Origin of the sequence: Streptococcus equinus, from assembly GCF_049393805.1 — a bacterium.
In the GTDB taxonomy this organism is placed as follows: Bacteria; Bacillota; Bacilli; order Lactobacillales; family Streptococcaceae; genus Streptococcus; species Streptococcus equinus.
This window is the reverse complement of the sequence record NZ_CP185763.1, coordinates 1,065,476-1,082,089: the sequence shown is the minus strand read 5'-3', so window position 1 is coordinate 1,082,089 and position 16,614 is coordinate 1,065,476. Positions and strand designations below refer to the sequence as shown.

At 38.8% G+C, this 16,614-nt stretch carries 21 protein-coding genes; 2 read left to right on the top strand and 19 right to left on the bottom strand.

All coding sequences use genetic code 11. The features are described from left to right. Nucleotides 1-110: 110 nt before the first annotated feature. The 5 genes from ACN0NP_RS05455 to ACN0NP_RS05435 form a co-directional block, all read right to left on the bottom strand. On the bottom strand, nucleotides 111-911 hold the full coding sequence (locus tag ACN0NP_RS05455; protein WP_024344505.1) for a Cof-type HAD-IIB family hydrolase: 801 nt from the start codon (nucleotides 909-911) through the stop codon (nucleotides 111-113). Between the two features lie 179 nt (nucleotides 912-1,090). Continuing rightward, nucleotides 1,091-1,486 (bottom strand): single-stranded DNA-binding protein, encoded by a 396-nt coding sequence (locus tag ACN0NP_RS05450; RefSeq protein ID WP_021141449.1) that lies wholly within the window; start codon nucleotides 1,484-1,486, stop codon nucleotides 1,091-1,093. A gap of 97 nt (nucleotides 1,487-1,583) precedes the next feature. After that, entirely contained in the window at nucleotides 1,584-2,210 is a 627-nt protein-coding gene (gene ytpR, locus ACN0NP_RS05445) for a YtpR family tRNA-binding protein (RefSeq protein WP_423216911.1), read from the bottom strand. Nucleotides 2,211-2,218: 8 nt separating this feature from the next. Then, entirely contained in the window at nucleotides 2,219-2,536 is a 318-nt protein-coding gene (locus ACN0NP_RS05440) for a thioredoxin family protein (RefSeq protein ID WP_021141448.1), read from the bottom strand. Beyond that, entirely contained in the window at nucleotides 2,529-2,822 is a 294-nt protein-coding gene (locus tag ACN0NP_RS05435) for a DUF4651 domain-containing protein (RefSeq protein ID WP_027968030.1), read from the bottom strand. Before ACN0NP_RS05435 ends, ACN0NP_RS05440 begins: the two co-directional genes overlap by 8 nt. Nucleotides 2,823-2,938: 116 nt before the next feature. On the opposite strand from ACN0NP_RS05435, the gene pepA reads away from it, so the two are divergent. Continuing rightward, nucleotides 2,939-4,006: a glutamyl aminopeptidase gene (gene pepA, locus ACN0NP_RS05430; RefSeq protein ID WP_423216910.1), complete on the top strand. Its 1,068-nt coding sequence runs from the start codon at nucleotides 2,939-2,941 to the stop codon at nucleotides 4,004-4,006. 61 nt (nucleotides 4,007-4,067) lie between these two features. Then, nucleotides 4,068-4,838, top strand: a complete 771-nt coding sequence (proC, locus tag ACN0NP_RS05425; protein WP_045798324.1) for a pyrroline-5-carboxylate reductase — start codon at nucleotides 4,068-4,070, stop codon at nucleotides 4,836-4,838. Between the two features lie 51 nt (nucleotides 4,839-4,889). Here the strand turns inward: proC and ACN0NP_RS05420 are convergent, their stop codons facing one another. From ACN0NP_RS05420 to rpoC, 14 genes are all read right to left on the bottom strand, one after another. Next, nucleotides 4,890-5,525: a CPBP family intramembrane glutamic endopeptidase gene (locus ACN0NP_RS05420; RefSeq protein WP_024344500.1), complete on the bottom strand. Its 636-nt coding sequence runs from the start codon at nucleotides 5,523-5,525 to the stop codon at nucleotides 4,890-4,892. Nucleotides 5,526-5,536: 11 nt separating this feature from the next. Beyond that, a complete protein-coding gene (locus tag ACN0NP_RS05415) occupies nucleotides 5,537-5,989 on the bottom strand; it encodes a hypothetical protein (protein ID WP_039690206.1) in 453 nt (150 codons plus the stop codon). 54 nt (nucleotides 5,990-6,043) lie between these two features. Next, the gene (locus ACN0NP_RS05410) at nucleotides 6,044-6,241 is read right to left on the bottom strand and encodes a helix-turn-helix transcriptional regulator (protein WP_021141442.1); all 198 of its coding nucleotides are present in this window, start codon (nucleotides 6,239-6,241) and stop codon (nucleotides 6,044-6,046) included. Between the two features lie 157 nt (nucleotides 6,242-6,398). Next, nucleotides 6,399-7,598: an acetate kinase gene (locus tag ACN0NP_RS05405; RefSeq protein ID WP_039690203.1), complete on the bottom strand. Its 1,200-nt coding sequence runs from the start codon at nucleotides 7,596-7,598 to the stop codon at nucleotides 6,399-6,401. Nucleotides 7,599-7,651: 53 nt separating this feature from the next. Further along, on the bottom strand, nucleotides 7,652-8,608 hold the full coding sequence (locus ACN0NP_RS05400; RefSeq protein WP_024344497.1) for a class I SAM-dependent methyltransferase: 957 nt from the start codon (nucleotides 8,606-8,608) through the stop codon (nucleotides 7,652-7,654). 53 nt (nucleotides 8,609-8,661) lie between these two features. Continuing rightward, nucleotides 8,662-8,997 (bottom strand): competence type IV pilus minor pilin ComGG, encoded by a 336-nt coding sequence (gene comGG / locus ACN0NP_RS05395; protein ID WP_200769899.1) that lies wholly within the window; start codon nucleotides 8,995-8,997, stop codon nucleotides 8,662-8,664. Next, nucleotides 8,984-9,421 carry a competence type IV pilus minor pilin ComGF gene (comGF, locus tag ACN0NP_RS05390; protein ID WP_003067903.1) on the bottom strand — a complete coding sequence of 146 codons (438 nt, stop codon included), beginning with the start codon at nucleotides 9,419-9,421 and terminating at the stop codon, nucleotides 8,984-8,986. The genes comGG and comGF overlap by 14 nt, the downstream gene beginning before the upstream one ends. Beyond that, a complete protein-coding gene (gene comGE / locus ACN0NP_RS05385) occupies nucleotides 9,405-9,698 on the bottom strand; it encodes a competence type IV pilus minor pilin ComGE (protein WP_423216909.1) in 294 nt (97 codons plus the stop codon). Before comGE ends, comGF begins: the two co-directional genes overlap by 17 nt. After that, entirely contained in the window at nucleotides 9,652-10,092 is a 441-nt protein-coding gene (comGD, locus tag ACN0NP_RS05380) for a competence type IV pilus minor pilin ComGD (protein ID WP_074480361.1), read from the bottom strand. The genes comGE and comGD overlap by 47 nt, the downstream gene beginning before the upstream one ends. After that, nucleotides 10,067-10,369, bottom strand: coding sequence for a competence type IV pilus major pilin ComGC (gene comGC / locus ACN0NP_RS05375; protein WP_423216908.1), 303 nt, complete (start codon nucleotides 10,367-10,369; stop codon nucleotides 10,067-10,069). The genes comGD and comGC overlap by 26 nt, the downstream gene beginning before the upstream one ends. Continuing rightward, the gene (gene comGB / locus ACN0NP_RS05370) at nucleotides 10,369-11,412 is read right to left on the bottom strand and encodes a competence type IV pilus assembly protein ComGB (protein ID WP_423217673.1); all 1,044 of its coding nucleotides are present in this window, start codon (nucleotides 11,410-11,412) and stop codon (nucleotides 10,369-10,371) included. Before comGB ends, comGC begins: the two co-directional genes overlap by 1 nt. Beyond that, nucleotides 11,336-12,277 carry a competence type IV pilus ATPase ComGA gene (gene comGA, locus ACN0NP_RS05365; protein WP_423216907.1) on the bottom strand — a complete coding sequence of 314 codons (942 nt, stop codon included), beginning with the start codon at nucleotides 12,275-12,277 and terminating at the stop codon, nucleotides 11,336-11,338. Before comGA ends, comGB begins: the two co-directional genes overlap by 77 nt. Before the next feature lie 69 nt (nucleotides 12,278-12,346). Next, nucleotides 12,347-12,715 carry a DUF1033 family protein gene (locus ACN0NP_RS05360; protein WP_021141429.1) on the bottom strand — a complete coding sequence of 123 codons (369 nt, stop codon included), beginning with the start codon at nucleotides 12,713-12,715 and terminating at the stop codon, nucleotides 12,347-12,349. A 166-nt stretch (nucleotides 12,716-12,881) separates the two neighbouring features. Next, nucleotides 12,882-16,520, bottom strand: coding sequence for a DNA-directed RNA polymerase subunit beta' (rpoC, locus tag ACN0NP_RS05355; RefSeq protein WP_420543664.1), 3,639 nt, complete (start codon nucleotides 16,518-16,520; stop codon nucleotides 12,882-12,884). Nucleotides 16,521-16,614: the final 94 nt, after the last annotated feature.

Sequence of the window (16,614 nt, the reverse complement as noted above, 5' to 3'; positions counted from 1 at the left end):
TTTGTCATCAGCTTGATGTGACAAAAATCAATTTTTTTAGTGGCAAAAGTCATCAAAAAAATTCCTACATTAAAGCGTAGGAATTTAGCAATCGTTATAAAAAGAATCGTTTATCTAGCTAGTTTAAATTTCTCTAAAACCAAAGCAATCCCATCGTGGTTGTGGTTTGCAGTCACGTGACCAATACGCTCCTTAACTTCCTTCGGAGCATTTGCCATGACATATGCCTCACCTGCAGCCTCCAACATGTCTAGGTCGTTAAAATTATCACCAAACGCCAAAGTTTCAGACATATCAACACCATAATGGTCGGCTAAAAGATTAACAGCTCGTCCTTTTTGAATACCGTTTGCCATCACTTCAATGTAATACGGCAACGAACGTGCAATCGATAAGCCAGGATAAAGTTCTTTTAACTTTTCTTCCAAGACAACCATTTTCTCTGGCTCACCCATCAAAAGTAATTTATGAACTTCAGACAAATGACCAATTGCCTCCAAATCAGCCTCTTGAGAAACCAAGCCAACGACTTTTTCCTCACGAGAAATCCATTTGTTCATCCGATTTTGCGACAACCATTTTTCGCCGCTATAGACGTTCCAAGCAACATCTGGAACTTCTTTTTCTAAATATTGGCAAATAGCTTGCGCTGCTTGAGGGCTCATAGGGCAGCTATCAATCACTTGACCATTTTCATCTTGAATAAAAGCTCCATTATAAGAAATCATCGGAACTTGGGGCAAAAAATCTTTGATAATTGGTTTAATTGCTTCAGGCATGCGCGCCGAAACAGGCACAAATCGCACTCCTGAATTGACAGCATCACTTAGGGCTTGACGCGTTTTTGGCGTTACTTCCAAGGCGTCATTGATGAGAGTGCCATCAATATCGCTAAAAATTATTTTAAACATAGCTCTTTCTCCACACATTTTCTCCAGTATAGCATTTTTGAAAGGGCTTTCCAAGCTTTTTTCTCATAATTTCTGTAAAACTAGCTAAAAATGACAATAGTCACCAAATCTTTCATCTTTTTTCATCGATTGACTCAAGAGAAGAAGGAAGCTTTGAAAAAGTTTAGACTGTGCTTACACTAAAATGGCAATTCCTCCTCTTCCAGAACTAAATCTGCCAAATCATTTGCCACATTATTTTCTCGCATAGCACGTTGTGCGCGGCTTTCTAAGAGTTGGAAAGAATGACAAAGCACTTCTGTCACATAATTCGTGTGACCATCTTTTTCGTACTTGCGTGTGCGAAGCTCGCCATCAACAGAAAGTAAGCTGCCTTTGCCTGCATAAGACACAAGTGTTTCTGCCAAACGTCCCCATACCACCAGCGAAATGAAGTCAGCCTCACGCTCACCATTTTGCGATTTAAAACGTCGATTGACCGCAAGTGTTACACGTGTAACACTTTTATCGTTAGCTGTCGTCACAAGTTCAGGTTGCGCCGTCAAGCGCCCAATCATAATTACTTTATTGTACATCAATTACCTCCTATCTTATTATTCGAAAAAACTTAAAGATAATTGATAATTTCTATCAAAAAAACGAACTAGAATTCTCTAGCTCGTTTTCCTTTTCTTACCCTTTCCAGTGTTTTTCTGGATTAAAGGCTTCGCCGACAACGGCTGTATCATCAAGTTCGATGATTCCACGTTTTTGTGGAGCATTTGGAAGTGCCAATTCACGAGGTGAGCACATCATACCAAAGCTCTTTTCACCACGAAGGGCACCTGGGAAGATAAGACTTCCGTTTGGCATCATAGCACCTGGAAGGGCAACGATTGTTTTCAAACCAACTGCAGCGTTTGGAGCACCTGCAACGATTTGAACAGTTTTGTCATTTGAGATTTGCACTTGGCAAATGTTCAAGTGGTCACTATCTGGATGAGCAACCATTTCTTTGATTTGACCAACAACAAATTTTGGTGAAGGATCATTTTCTAATTGTTCGCTAAAGCCTTCTTTTGTCAATTCAGCGTTAAGCTTAGCAGCATCTTCGTCAGTTAAAGTGATTTGACCAACACCATCAATTGTAATCAAACTTGACACTTCAAAAATGTTCCAAGCAACTGTTTCACCATTTTTCTCAAGGAAAACACGTGATACTTTACCTTTGCGTTCGTAGTCAAGTTTAGCACCTTTGCTATCTTTGACAATCACCATTAGGACATCACCGACGTGTTCTTTGTTGTACGTAAAAATCATTTTCTCTCCTATTTCAATCCAGCTAAAAAGCTGTTAATTTCTGCTTTTGTTTTGCGCAATTTATTAACTAAACGACCAATTTCTTTCCCATTTTCAGTTACCACAAAACTTGGAATGCCAAAAATATTCCAGCGTTGTGCGACTTCCATAAATTCATCACGGTCAACACGGACAAATGTGAATTCTGGATTTTCTGCCTCAATTTCAGGCATAACAGGATAGATAAATTGGCAGTCTGGGCACCAATTTGCTGTAAAAAAGAAAACTACCTTGCCGTCATTTTCTAAATAGGTTGCCATTTCTTCATAGGATTTTGGACTAATCATTTTTCTCCTCCTCGTAGCTAATCTCACCATTTTGGTAAACAAATTGGAACGTGCGACCATCCTCAAAAACAAGACCTCCAGTCGTTTTTTGAGAATCAGATTCAAAATCATTCAAATAAAGCACAGAAATCTCGCCAAGTTGATTAAAATAATCACGAATCTGCTCTTTAACCTGTTCTTTTCGCTTTTCGTCCTTTTGTTTTTTTAGGATTGCTCCCAAAACGATGACACCGCTGACTCCCACTAAACCAAAACGTGACAGTAAGCTTTTCTTTTTGTTTTTCATACGCTTTATTTTAGCATATTTCAGCACATAATACCAAGACCCAAACATTTAATATGTTTTTTCTAAAAATTGTCAGAAAACGTGGTAAAATAGAAACCATAGAATCGAGGTTTTATATGTCAGACTTATTTTCAAAAATAAAAGAAATCACTGAACTTGATAGCATCGCTGGGTACGAACACAGCGTGCGTAACTATCTTCGCTCAAAAATCACACCGCTCGTTGATGACGTGCAAACTGATGGTCTTGGTGGTATTTTTGGTATCAAAAACTCTGATGCTGAAAATGCACCACGTATCATGGTCGCAGCGCACATGGACGAAGTTGGTTTCATGGTTAGCGAAATCAAAGCCGATGGTACTATGCGTGCTGTTGGAATCGGCGGATGGAACCCACTTGTTTTAAGTTCACAACGCTTCACTCTTTACACACGTGATAACCGTGCTATTCCAGTCGTTTCTGGTTCAGTTCCACCACATTTCCTTCGTGGGGCAAATGGCTCTGCTTCTCTTCCAAAAATCGATGACATCATTTTTGATGCAGGATTTACAGACAAAGCTGAAGCTGAAGCCTTTGGTATTTTGCCAGGTGATATCATCGTTCCAAAATCTGAAACAATTCTCACAGCCAACGAAAAAAATGTTATCTCTAAAGCTTGGGACAACCGCTTTGGTGTGCTTATGGTGACAGAATTACTTGAAAGCCTTAAAGGACAAAAACTTGATAACACGCTTATCGCTGGTGCTAACGTTCAAGAAGAAGTTGGTCTTCGCGGGGCACATGTCTCAGCAACTAAATTCCAACCAGAACTCTTCTTTGCTGTTGACTGTTCACCTGCTGGCGACATTTATGGCAACCAAGGCAAAATCGGTGACGGAACACTTTTCCGTTTCTACGATCCAGGACATGTTATGTTAAAAGACATGCGTGAATTCTTGCTCACAACTGCCGAAGAAGCAGGCATCAAATACCAATACTATGCTGCAAAAGGTGGTACAGATGCTGGTGCTGCTCACCTCAAAAATGGTGGTATTCCATCAACAACTATTGGAGTATGCGCTCGCTACATTCACTCACATCAAAGCCTTTATGCTATGGATGACTTCTTGCAAGCCCAAGCTTTCATTCAAGCTATCGTTAAGAAATTAGACCGCTCAACTGTTGACCTCATCAAAAAATACTAGAAAGGAGCTAGGGGAGCTAAGCCATTAGGCATTTTCCTTGTACTTTCCCCTTTGTCTTACTATGAAAATTGGATTTATCGGAGTCGGAAAAATGGCGACAGCCATTATCAACGGACTTAACACAACATCACACGATATCATCATTTCAGGTTCTTCACTTCCCCGCTCACGCGAAATTGCAGAGCAGCTTGAAGTTGAAGCAGCTCTTTCACACCAAGAACTTATCGACCAATCTGATTTGGTTGTCCTTGGCATCAAACCTCAAATGTTTGAGACAGTCCTTGCTGGACTTCACTTCCATCAACCCATTCTTTCCATGGCAGCTGGGGTAACACTTGAACGCCTTGGCAAACTGACAGATCCAAATCTTCCATTGATTCGAATCATGCCAAACCTCAACGCCCAAATTCTAAAAAGTACAACTGCTATTTGTGCTAATGACAAGGTTTCTGCAGAACTCCTAGCTACCGCTAAAGAAATCACTGACAGCTTTGGATCAACTTTTGATATTCCAGAAAAGGACTTCGATACATTTACAGCTCTTGCTGGATCAAGCCCAGCATACATTTATCTATTTATCGAAGCTCTTGCTAAAGCTGGTGTCAAATACGGTATTCCAAAAGAAAAATCTCTAGACATTGTAACTCAGACTGTCCTAGCTAGCGCTGAAAATCTTCTTCAAGGGACTGACAGTCCACATGACTTGATTGATAAAATTTCAAGTCCTGGTGGAACAACTATTGCAGGTCTTCTTGATCTCGAAAAAACTGGTTTGACAGCTAGCGTTGTTTCAAGTATTGACGCTACAATCAATAAAGCAAAAGCTTTGTAAAATATTATAAAAAGGTTGAGACGATTGTCTCAACCTTTTTTCTCTGATAAATTACAGAATCAATGACAGTACACCAAGGAAATTATTGAGGGCATGAACAGCTATTGAATACTCTAGTTTTTTCGTTTTTTGATAAACCAAAGCAAGAACTAATCCCATACCGCCGTAGAGAATCCAACTTCCAAGGTCTGTTGGCATATGAACAGCTCCAAAAAGAGCACTACTAACAATAACACCAAGATAAGAATAATGAAATGCTTGTTTTACAATAAAGCCACGAAATACAACCTCTTCAACAATCGGCGCAGCGACTACCGATAAAGCAAACAACAGTACTGGTGGCATACCAAGTTGTTCAATCACAGATTGATTGAGCGTATTTGCATTGCTACCATGCTCTAAAACCAAAGTCATACCGCCCAACATTTTAACTGGAACCATAATCAAAAATCCCATAATAATAGGCTTATAAGCCCCGCTATTCCACACCTGACTAGCTTTGCTGAAAAATCCTAAGCGTTTTGCAACGTAAATTGTCAAAATCGCAACCACTAGCAAAGAGAGGGCAATCAGAAAACTTTGCCAAAACGGCTGATTTTTAGCTAGAAAAACAGTCGGCAACTGTTCTAAAAAAATCAAGCCAATTGCCATACCAAAATATTTAAAAAATGATACTAATTTTTTCATCAAAATTTCTCCTACAAAATCTTTGAAAAAATGACTTTAAGAATTAAAAAACCAAAAATCAAACTATACAACCAAATCAATAATAGAATCAGATACGAAAATGCTACACCACAAAAAGCATATAAAATTAGCAAGAAAACATTTATGATAAACATCAAAATTAAAGTTGATGCTGCACTAAGTCGTAAAATAAATTGATTACGTTCATCGTACACTGCAACATATGCAGCCTTCAACCTATTAGTCTGATGACAAAGTACTTGATAATAAATCGTAAAAGCAAATCCTGAAATGCCCATGCCCAGCAATAAACCTGAAGCAAAATCACTGCTTTTTACAAAATGAGATACCCCTATGCTTAACACCGAGAAAACGAAAATAAGGCAGGATACTCTTAATAAATAACTACGATACTCTTCCAAACTTTTTTTACGATTACAATTTGCAACAGCCTTTAATAACATAACTTACTCCCCTTTTTGTAAAAACAACAAATAGATTTTATCTATCTTCACATTTTACTCTTCATCAAAGATAAAGACTTCTTCGATTGTCATACCAAAATATCTAGCAATCTTGTGTGCCAACTCCAAAGAAGCGTTATAGCGTCCTTTTTCTAAGGAAATAATGGTTTGTCTGGTAACCCCAAGCGCCTCTGCTAACTCGGCTTGGCTAACTTTATTTGCTTTTCGGAGTTCTTGAATTTTTGTTTCCATTTTTTCCTCCTATCATCTATTTGTAAAGCAAACTTTACAAAAATAGTATAGTAAACTTTACATTTTGTGTCAAGTTTATTTTACATTTTTATATAAAAGCAGCAAAAAAGCTGACCAAACGGTCAGCTTTTCTGGTCTTATCATAATATTTTGATAACTAATTAGTAGAATTTTTAAAGCGTTCAACTTCACGCGCAATGACAAGTTCTTCATCTGTTGGAATCACAACTGCTTTTACGCGAGCTTGATCTGTTGAAATAACGCCATAAGCACCTGAAACATTCTTAGCTGGATCAACATCAACACCAAACCAAGTCATTCCAGAAATGATATCTTTACGGACATCACTTGAATTTTCACCAATTCCTGCTGTAAAGACAATAGCATCCGCACCGTTTAAAACGGCAAAGTATTGTCCAATATATTTTCTCAAGCGATCAACATACATATCGTAAGCAAGTTGGCATTTTTCATCGCCTTCTGCCTTACCTGCCAAGATATCACGCATATCACTTGATTTTTCCGAAATACCAAGTAAACCTGAATCACGATTCAAAATTGTACGAATTTTTTTCGGGTCTGCCATAGCTGGTTCACATTCCAATAAATAAGTAATGACACCTGGGTCAATACTTCCTGAACGTGTTCCCATCATTGTTCCTCCAAGTGGTGTGAGCCCCATTGAAGTATCGACAGATTTACCGCCCTTAATCGCTGTAATAGAAACCCCATTACCGATATGGCAAGTAATCAATTTCAAGTCTTCCAAAGGTTTGCCTAGAACCTTAGCTGCTTCTTGAGCAACATATTGGTGACTTGTACCGTGAGCACCGTATTTACGAATCTTATAATCAGTGTAATAGCGGTTTGCGATTGGATAACGATAGGCCACTTCAGGCATTGTCATATGAAAAGCAGTATCAAAAACGACAACACTTGTAATATCAGGTAAAATTTCTTTAAAGGCTTGAATTCCAAGAGCAGCTCCTGGATTATGAAGCGGTGCTAGCATTGATAGTTCTTCAACTTGTTGGATGACTTTGTCAGTTACTAGGGCTGATTCTTTAAAATATTCACCCCCAGCTACCACACGGTGACCAACACCTGTGATTTCATCATAGCTAGCAATAATATCCATAGAAATCAAATCATCTAGAAGAATTTTTACAGCAGCGGTATGATCTGGGATATCCTTCGTTTCCGACTGTTTCTGGCCATTAAATTTTACCGTAGAAACGCTGTTAGGAAGACCGATACGTTCAATCAATCCTTTTGCAATAACTTCTTCTTCTGGCATGTTATACAACTGCCATTTTAGACTTGAGCTTCCTGCATTAATAGAAATAGTTTTCGCCATAAATATACCTCTAAAGCGCTTTCATAATATATCTCTATTTTAGCACAAGTCATTTAAAAAATCATATTTTCAACATTCCATTTTTTAAATTTATCAATGAAGTCTGTCAACACTTCTCGACTTTGCAAGTCAGCAAGTGGATAAACAAAGGTTTCTGGAGTATGTTCAGCTTGTTTTTTCAAAACGAAAATTGATTTCGCGTTGGCTGCATTTCCAAAGATAGATTCTGGCAAAGTAATTACAGCAATCACATCAGCATAATCCTTCAACCATGCTTTCAACAGGTCACTTTGCTTACTTGTCAAAAGACTAACTGGTGCTAAAAAGACAGCAATCCCGTCTTTTTTGAGATACTTAAGAGATTGTTCCATCAACAAATGATGCGCATAAGTGTGCCCTTCACTGCTAGCTACTTTGTAACGTTTTGCAATTTCATCATTTGGATAGAATCCGACTGGAAGGTCACTGATGATGACATCACTTTCCTTAAGAATCTGTGGGCGTACAGCATCTTCTTGAACGAATTGAGCTTTAGAATCCATAACTTCAGCGATACTTGCTGACAAGTCAATCAACAAATCATCAACTTCAATACCTAGATAGTTTAGGTCTTTAGATGAGTTGTTCAACAACGTTTGGGCAAGGTTACCTGTTCCGCTACCGATTTCCAAAACATCAAGTTCCTTAGAAGCTGTCAAATTCTCAATGAGGAACATTAAAATGAAGCCAATAGCATCAGGTGTAAATTGGTGATTTGCCTGAAGAGCTTCTGTTTGCGCAGCTTTAATAAAGATAAACTGAAAAGCACGGCGCCATTCTTCCTTAGTTAAGTTAAGTTGGCGTAGTTTCTCATTATTTGCAGCTACAACTTCACTGGCACCTTCAGCACCAAGATAAAAAGAGTTTTGTTCAATAAGTGCATCGTAAATGTGTGTTTTCAACTCATTTTCGATTAATTGTATATTTTCAAGAATCAACCCATAGGCTGTTTCGATATTTTCAAAATTCATTTTCCCCTCCGAAACTTATCATATCAAAAAACCTTGAAAATGAAAAGAAAGCACTAGTGACTTTCTTTTTCAATGGTTTGTTCAGATTTTTTTGGAAGAGAAAAAGTGTAGTGAAACTCCTCTTTATTCTCTAAAACTACTGTCTCAACTAGCACCTCATTTTCACGTTGATAGCTGACAACACCTTTATCAAAATAACACTTACCTGAAGAATCTTTAGCATAATCCCTGCTGATTTCTGCCATCAAATAAGCTTGCGCGTGCTTTAATTGTGCTTGATGCTGACGTTCACTTGCTACCACGCGCCCTAAATAAAACTGTAACAGTAGGGCAAATATGGCTGCCATCAGCATAGCATACAACAATATTCCTGCCCTAACTTGCCTCATCAAAAGTGTAAACAAACTCTCTCTCCATACCATTATCCATTCGCAGCTTAATCAAAATATTATTACCATCCTGACGAATGCTAGAAGAATTAACACCAAATAACATTGGCTGATAGCCTTGACCAGAAGCATTTGTTTTACGAAAATCATCTGCTTTTGATAGCCCATAAGCTAATTTCTTATCGTCCTTACTAACATAAAGTTTATTGTCAGAAACACAATCTAAGTGGCATCGCTCTAATTCTGAGCGTAGCTGCTGAGAAAATAAAAGCCACTCATTTTCTTCGTTATCAGACAAGTAATAAACATTTTGTGAAATTGACTGCGTTAGCCCTTGATAAACCAGAACTGTCCCTGAAATAACCAGCAAAGCAACCAAACTTTCAAGTAACGTAAAAGCTTTTAGTCTAGTTCTTCTTAACATGCATCACCTCTTTTTGCCCATCATAGACATAAAGTTCTCCGTCTCGTCTAGTAATATGAACCTCAACACCATTCATCACCAAGTCATCTTGCCCTGTCTGAGCAGCCATAGTAGCAACATTAAGAACCTCTTGCTGATGTAAGCTGTCTTGCATCTGGCGGCGACTTTTATCCATTTCTCCCAAAACAAGAATTGTAATGGTAGCTAGCAAAGCTAAAGCAGCCAAACTTTCAAGGAGTATGTAAGCTTTTAGTTTCTGTCTTTTTATAATTACCACTTCCTATGTATAATTGATAATCAATAGCCTGATTCTTCGTCTGAAATTTTACTTTTGCAAGAGATGAATTGCCCCCAGCATTGTCAAAAACAATTTTGTAATTTTCAACGACTGATACCGTCTCTGGCAAATTCATATGAGCCACACTATTTGAAATGCCGTCTTGTGAAATTGTCAGAACTTGATTTTCTTGTTTAAGGCTCGCTAATTTTTGAGTATCACGATAGCAATGCTCAAACGATAAAAAGAACAACTTTTCTTCGACTGTCTGAAAAATACCACTCACAGAGTTTGAGAGCATGATAACGATAAAACAAGATATTCCCAAAGTTAGTAGACTCTCTAAAAGGGTGAAAGCTCGGATTTTTTTATTCTTTAGATTTAGCTTTTTCATTGTACGTTTGAGCTTGTTGTTGTGAAATATAGCCTTCTTTCACCAAATCTTTAATAGTTGCTTCTTTACCTGTTTTAACTTCGTAAAGTTCTTTCTGACTTTCGACAACTTTCACAACAGCAGCATCACCTTTTTCATGAATCGCCTCTTTTTGCTTACTCAAATTCGGTACAAATAAAAGCATCAAGACACCGATGATTAACAGGACAATCAACATCTCCACAAGTGTGAAAGCTTCAACAGATTTTTTACGTAATTTTTTCCAAATTTTTTTCATTAAAAATTTCCTCCCATATTTTGATACATTGGCAAAAGCATTGCCACGTAGATTAAAACAATAATTAAAGCAACAAAGACAAAAACTAGCGGTTGAATCAACTGTGTTGCCTGAGTTAATTGGCTGAAGAAAGTCTGCCATGTTTCCTCAGCATAGATATCAAGCTCCCGACCAAGTTTTGACTTAACTTCTCCGTACTCAATCATCAGGCTCAGTTCCCTCAAAAAGAAGGGATAATCTAGAACTTTTTGATGAAATGATTGACCAGACAAAAGAGCTTGCTGCATATCCTTACCAATCTCTTGAAAAAGACGCGACTTTTGGTGCTGCATCAATGCTACAATTTCCATCAAATCAATCCCCTGCCCAATAAGATTTCCCCACTCACGCGCATAATAAGCTGTTAGATAAAGACGAATGAATCGCCCTATTATCGGCAAGCGACTAATCTGGCTAAAAAGATAGATTGGTGATAAACGCCTAGCATAGAAAAATCCTAGAACAACTGCTAGTCCTAAAAGCACAAAGCTCCCCAGGAAAATCATTGGAAAATGGGCAATAATCTGAGTAGCAAAATTTTGACTTTCAAGTTGCGGCAATAAATAATTTTTTAAGCCAAGCATTATCAAAATCAAAAAACTTAATAAAATCAAAGGATAGGTCGCTACTTCAATCAACTTCTTTCGCACAACAGACATGCTAGCCAAATAACGATCGATTTTTACAAGACTTTGCTGACAATTTCCATGAACATCAGCCAAAGCAATCTGAGTCACAATCGTGTCTGAAAAGCCTAACCTTGCCATCATATCTGCTAAAGTTGCGCCACTCAGCAAGGACTCCTGTATACTATTCACATATGATTCCTGCAATAACTGACTCCGTCTCAAAAAAGACACTATCTCAGTTAAAGTAAAGCCACTGTTAAACAAATTATTAAATAATTGAATGACTTTCTGTTGTTTTTTAAAGGGCAATTTTTTCGATTTTTGCCTCTTCAAAACTGATATGTCCGTCTCGAGCAAGGCTATCAATTTGCTCATTCCACCTTGTTGGGGGATACTGCTCAAAATCTCTTTTGGCAAAATCAACTACACCTCCACCACCAATTAATCGTTGATAAACAATAGCGCGCAAGCTATTTTCAAGTTCCTGCCTACTAACACCCAATTCTAATAACCTAGCATAAACACCTGGAATACTTTTCGCATGAATGGTTGAAAAAACAAGGACTCCTGTCAGACTAGCTCTAATAACCGCACGCGCTGTCTCACTATCACGAATCTCACCAATAATCAAAATATCAGGTCTATGACGAAGCGAGAGCTTGATAAGATTATCATAAGTCATCCCGATTTCATCATTTAACTGCAATTGCAACATATTGTCTTGTTTTATCTCAACAGGGTCTTCAATCGTAATCACCTGTTTTCCAGGAAATTTTTCACGAACTAATTGGTACATGAGAGTGGTTTTCCCACTCCCTACCGGCCCGGAAAAAAGGTAAAGTCCCCTACTGTCAATAGCCTCTAAAATATTTCTCATTCCATCAAACCAATACTGCAAATCATGACGACCTGAATAAAGGAGCCTAATGACCAGACTTTCACGCCCACAATAATCACCCACACTAGACAAGCGCAGTGAAATCTCCTCATCATCTGCAAAAGCATAGTCACAAGAACCAAGCTGACTACGACGCTTTTCACCAACATTCATCCCAGCTACAAATTTAAAGTGGCTAATCAAGCTTGTCATTTCATCAGTAGCAACTTCTTGAATAAACTGGCGCTTCTCACCAATTCGTTGATAAATCTCATAGTTTTCTGCCTTTGGAATAATATAGATATCCTGAGCATTCTTTTCAACCGCATCTCTAATGAGCTGCTTTGCTTTTTCCTGAATCATTTTGACCTCCTTATCTTTATATTCGAAAAAATTTTTAAAAAAATAAAAAAATCATGGAACTTTCCATGATTAAGGTTTAAATTTGCATTTTTGAGGTCTGGGGCTTGGTTCATCATTTCTAATATTAAAATGATAAGCAAACTGCTCTTTGGCTAATTCTTGCCCATCTTTTAGAATCAAAAGCGAATGATATTGTTGCAAATAATCACCGCAATTCTCACACCAACGCTTCTCAGCCTTATCCCAAAAAGCAGCTTGAAAATTGTCATGACACTTACAACTTGGTAGATTTGTTCTAAGCAATTCCCATTCTTGACAGTAGAATGACAATGCCTCTTCAAAGTATTCAAAAGATTGTTCTTCGATGATATCATCCTGCCAATCATCTAAAAACCACCAGGGCTCCCAGTCCCCATACATTTTGATTACTTGATACATTTTTCTCACTTCCTTATAGTCTTTATTATATAAGAATTAAAGCCAATTTAAAATATATTTGCTTATTTATAATGATTATCATCTAATTTAATCTCATTTTCTCAGCAAAAAAGCCCAGGACAAGTCCTAGGCTTTTTCATTTATTAAACTCAAATGTGAATTCAGATTATTCAGCATCTGTTGATGCAGATGCTTCAACTGTTTCAGCATCTTCACTTGTTTCAAGTTCATTAACAGCTTGTGGTTCAAGGTTACGGTAACGAGCCATACCTGTACCAGCTGGAATGATTTTACCGATGATAACATTTTCTTTAAGACCAAGAAGATGATCTTTTTTACCACGGATAGCAGCATCAGTAAGAACACGAGTTGTTTCTTGGAATGATGCAGCTGACAAGAATGAGTTAGTTTCAAGCGAAGCTTTAGTAATACCCATAAGTACTGGACGTGCAGTTGCAGGAATACCACCAGAGATAACAACATCTTTGTTAGCATCTGTGAAGTCTGCAATATCCATAAGTGTACCTGGAAGAAGATCTGTATCACCTGGATCCATGATACGTACTTTACGAAGCATTTGACGAACCATTACTTCGACGTGTTTATCACCGATTTCTACCCCTTGGCTACGGTATACTTTTTGTACTTCAGCAAGAAGGTAAGTTTCAACTGATAATGTATCACGAACTTCAAGGAGACGTTTAGGTTGGATAGAACCTTCAGTAAGTGGAGCACCACGGTGAACTTCATCACCAACAGCTACTTTCATACGAGCTGTAAATGGTACCACGTATTCACCCATACCAGTCTTACCTTGAACGTAAACTTTCTTAGTACGTGTAGAAGCATCTTCTTCGATGTCAACAACAGTACCTTTAACTTCAGTGATAACTGCTTCCCCTTTAGGGTTACGAGCTTCAAAGATTTCTTGGATACGAGGAAGACCTTGTGTGATATCGGTATTTGACGCAACACCACCCGTGTGGAAAGTACGCATTGTAAGCTGTGTACCAGGTTCACCGATAGATTGAGCGGCAATTGTACCAACTGCTTCACCAACTTCAACAGCATCACCTGTAGCAAGGTTGACACCATAACAGTGACGGCAGACACCATGACGAGTGTTACATGTAAATACTGAACGGATTGTTACTTCTTCTACACCAGCTTTAACAATTTCAGCTGCCATATCTTCAGTAATCAAGACATCAGCACCAACGATAACTTCTCCTGTTTCAGGGTGTTTAACAGATTTCTTAGTATAACGACCAACAAGACGTTCTTCAAGAGTTTCTGTAACTTCTTTACCATCAGTGATTGCACGGATAACAAGACCACGGTCAGTTCCACAATCGTCTTCACGAATGATAACGTCTTGGGCAACGTCAACCAAACGACGAGTAAGGTAACCAGAGTCGGCAGTCTTAAGGGCTGTATCGGTCATACCTTTACGAGCACCGTGAGTTGAGAAGAACATTTCCAAGACAGACAAACCTTCACGGAAGTTAGACAAGATAGGCAATTCCATGATACGTCCGTTCGGAGCAGCCATCAAACCACGCATACCGGCAAGTTGTGAGAAGTTAGAGATGTTACCACGAGCTCCTGAGTCCATCATCATAACGATAGGGTTCTTAGGATCTTGTGTTTCAATCAGACGTTGTTCAAGTTCTTCTTTAGCTTCACGCCATGTTGTTGTAACAGCAACATAACGGTCATCATCAGTCATCAAACCACGACGGAAGGCTTTGTTGATTTGTTCAACTTTGCTGTGGGCTGCATCGATAATTTCTTGTTTGTTATCGATAACTGGGATATCGGCGATACCCACTGTCAAACCAGCAAGAGTTGAATGGTAGTAACCAAGGTCTTTCAAGCGGTCAAGGAAGGCTGATGTTTCTGTTGTACGGAAACGTTTAAAGATTTCCGCAATGATGTTACCAAGATTTTTCTTCTTGAATGGAACGTTGATGTCCAAGCTGTCGATAACAGTGTGGATATCTTGACCAGGTGCCAAGAAGTATTTATCTGGAGTTTTTTCAGTCAAGTTAGCATTGTTTGGTTCTTGAAGGTAAGGTAGATCATCAGGCATGATGTCGTTGAAGAGGATCTTACCAACAGTTGTAACCATGATTTTGTGTTTTTGTTCGTCAGTCCATGGTTTGTTTGGCATGCTATCAACTGTGATACCAACACGTGTGTGCAAGTGAACATAACCGTTACGGTATGCCATTACTGCTTCATCACGGTCTTTGAAGACCATTCCTTCACCTTCACGACCTGGTTCTTCCATTGTTAGGTAGTAGTTACCAAGAACCATATCTTGAGATGGAGTTACGACTGGTTTACCATCTTTAGGGTTAAGGATGTGTTCTGCGGCAAGCATAAGAAGACGTGCTTCTGCTTGTGCTTCTTCAGAAAGTGGTACGTGGATGGCCATTTGGTCACCATCGAAGTCGGCATTGTAGGCTTCACAAACAAGTGGGTGAAGACGAAGTGCTTTACCATCGATAAGGACTGGTTCAAAGGCTTGGATACCCAAACGGTGAAGAGTCGGTGCGCGGTTAAGAAGTACTGGGTGTTCTTTAATAACATCTTCAAGAATATCCCAAATACGTTCATCTCCACGTTCAACCATGCGTTTAGCCGCTTTAACGTTACCAGCGTAGTCACGTGCAACGATTTCGCGCATTACGAATGGTTTGAACAATTCGATAGCCATTTCACGTGGCACACCACATTGATACATTTTAAGTGTTGGACCTACGGCGATAACTGAACGTCCAGAGAAGTCAACACGTTTACCAAGCAAGTTTTGACGGAAACGACCTTGTTTACCTTTAAGCATGTGGCTCAAAGATTTAAGAGGACGGCTACCAGGACCTGTAATTGGACGACCACGACGACCATTATCGATAAGTGCATCAACAGCTTCTTGCAACATACGTTTTTCGTTTTGCACGATGATACCAGGGGCATTCAATTCAAGCAAGCGAGCCAAACGGTTGTTACGGTTGATAACACGACGGTAAAGATCATTCAAGTCAGATGCAGCAAAACGTCCACCATCCAATTGAACCATTGGACGAAGATCTGGTGGAATAACTGGCAAGATGTTAAGTACCATCCATTCTGGTTTGTTACCAGATTTGTAGAAGGCATCAAGAACATCCAAACGACGAACAGCTTTGATACGTTTTTGACCAGTTGCTGTTTTGAGTTCTTCTTTAAGTTCAGCGATTTCTGATTTCAAATCTACGCGTTTAAGAAGATCTTGGATGGCTTCAGCACCCATTTTAGCAACGAATGAACCTTGTCCATATTCTTGGATTTTTTCACGGTATTCGCGTTCAGTCAAAAGTGATTTTGGTTCAAGCGGAGTATCTTTTGGATCGATAACCACGTAAGCTGCGAAGTAGATAACTTCTTCAAGAGCACGTGGGCTCATGTCCAAAGTAAGACCCATACGTGATGGAATTCCTTTGAAGTACCAAATGTGTGATACTGGAGCTTTCAATTCGATGTGACCCATACGTTCACGACGAACTTTAGCACGTGTTACTTCAACACCACAGCGGTCACAAACAATTCCTTTATAACGAATACGTTTATATTTACCACAAGCACATTCCCAGTCTTTTGTAGGTCCAAAGATAACTTCATCGAAAAGACCTTCACGTTCTGGTTTGAGCGTACGATAGTTGATTGTTTCAGGTTTTTTAACTTCACCATAAGACCATGAACGGACCTTACTTGGTGAGGCTAATGTGATTTGCATACTTTTAAAACGATTTACGTCAACCACTAGTATTACCTTTCTTTATTGTACTTTTGAAAATAGCTGCGCTACTTTCTAACTGTCATGACTTACAAATTCATGATTCGTAAGACATCATTTA

Excerpts from the sequence above, each read along its gene's own strand:
- ACN0NP_RS05455 (WP_024344505.1), bottom strand. The coding sequence starts at position 911 with ATGTTTAAAATAATTTTTAGCGATATTGATGGCACTCTCATCAATGAC.
- ACN0NP_RS05450 (WP_021141449.1), bottom strand. The coding sequence starts at position 1,486 with ATGTACAATAAAGTAATTATGATTGGGCGCTTGACGGCGCAACCTGAA.
- ytpR (WP_423216911.1), bottom strand. The coding sequence starts at position 2,210 with ATGATTTTTACGTACAACAAAGAACACGTCGGTGATGTCCTAATGGTG.
- ACN0NP_RS05440 (WP_021141448.1), bottom strand. The coding sequence starts at position 2,536 with ATGATTAGTCCAAAATCCTATGAAGAAATGGCAACCTATTTAGAAAAT.
- ACN0NP_RS05435 (WP_027968030.1), bottom strand. The coding sequence starts at position 2,822 with ATGAAAAACAAAAAGAAAAGCTTACTGTCACGTTTTGGTTTAGTGGGA.
- pepA (WP_423216910.1), top strand. The coding sequence starts at position 2,939 with ATGTCAGACTTATTTTCAAAAATAAAAGAAATCACTGAACTTGATAGC.
- proC (WP_045798324.1), top strand. The coding sequence starts at position 4,068 with ATGAAAATTGGATTTATCGGAGTCGGAAAAATGGCGACAGCCATTATC.
- ACN0NP_RS05420 (WP_024344500.1), bottom strand. The coding sequence starts at position 5,525 with ATGAAAAAATTAGTATCATTTTTTAAATATTTTGGTATGGCAATTGGC.
- ACN0NP_RS05415 (WP_039690206.1), bottom strand. The coding sequence starts at position 5,989 with ATGTTATTAAAGGCTGTTGCAAATTGTAATCGTAAAAAAAGTTTGGAA.
- ACN0NP_RS05410 (WP_021141442.1), bottom strand. The coding sequence starts at position 6,241 with ATGGAAACAAAAATTCAAGAACTCCGAAAAGCAAATAAAGTTAGCCAA.
- ACN0NP_RS05405 (WP_039690203.1), bottom strand. The coding sequence starts at position 7,598 with ATGGCGAAAACTATTTCTATTAATGCAGGAAGCTCAAGTCTAAAATGG.
- ACN0NP_RS05400 (WP_024344497.1), bottom strand. The coding sequence starts at position 8,608 with ATGAATTTTGAAAATATCGAAACAGCCTATGGGTTGATTCTTGAAAAT.
- comGG (WP_200769899.1), bottom strand. The coding sequence starts at position 8,997 with ATGAGGCAAGTTAGGGCAGGAATATTGTTGTATGCTATGCTGATGGCA.
- comGF (WP_003067903.1), bottom strand. The coding sequence starts at position 9,421 with ATGTTAAGAAGAACTAGACTAAAAGCTTTTACGTTACTTGAAAGTTTG.
- comGD (WP_074480361.1), bottom strand. The coding sequence starts at position 10,092 with ATGAAAAAGCTAAATCTAAAGAATAAAAAAATCCGAGCTTTCACCCTT.
- comGC (WP_423216908.1), bottom strand. The coding sequence starts at position 10,369 with ATGAAAAAAATTTGGAAAAAATTACGTAAAAAATCTGTTGAAGCTTTC.
- comGB (WP_423217673.1), bottom strand. The coding sequence starts at position 11,412 with ATGAGCAAATTGATAGCCTTGCTCGAGACGGACATATCAGTTTTGAAG.
- comGA (WP_423216907.1), bottom strand. The coding sequence starts at position 12,277 with ATGATTCAGGAAAAAGCAAAGCAGCTCATTAGAGATGCGGTTGAAAAG.
- ACN0NP_RS05360 (WP_021141429.1), bottom strand. The coding sequence starts at position 12,715 with ATGTATCAAGTAATCAAAATGTATGGGGACTGGGAGCCCTGGTGGTTT.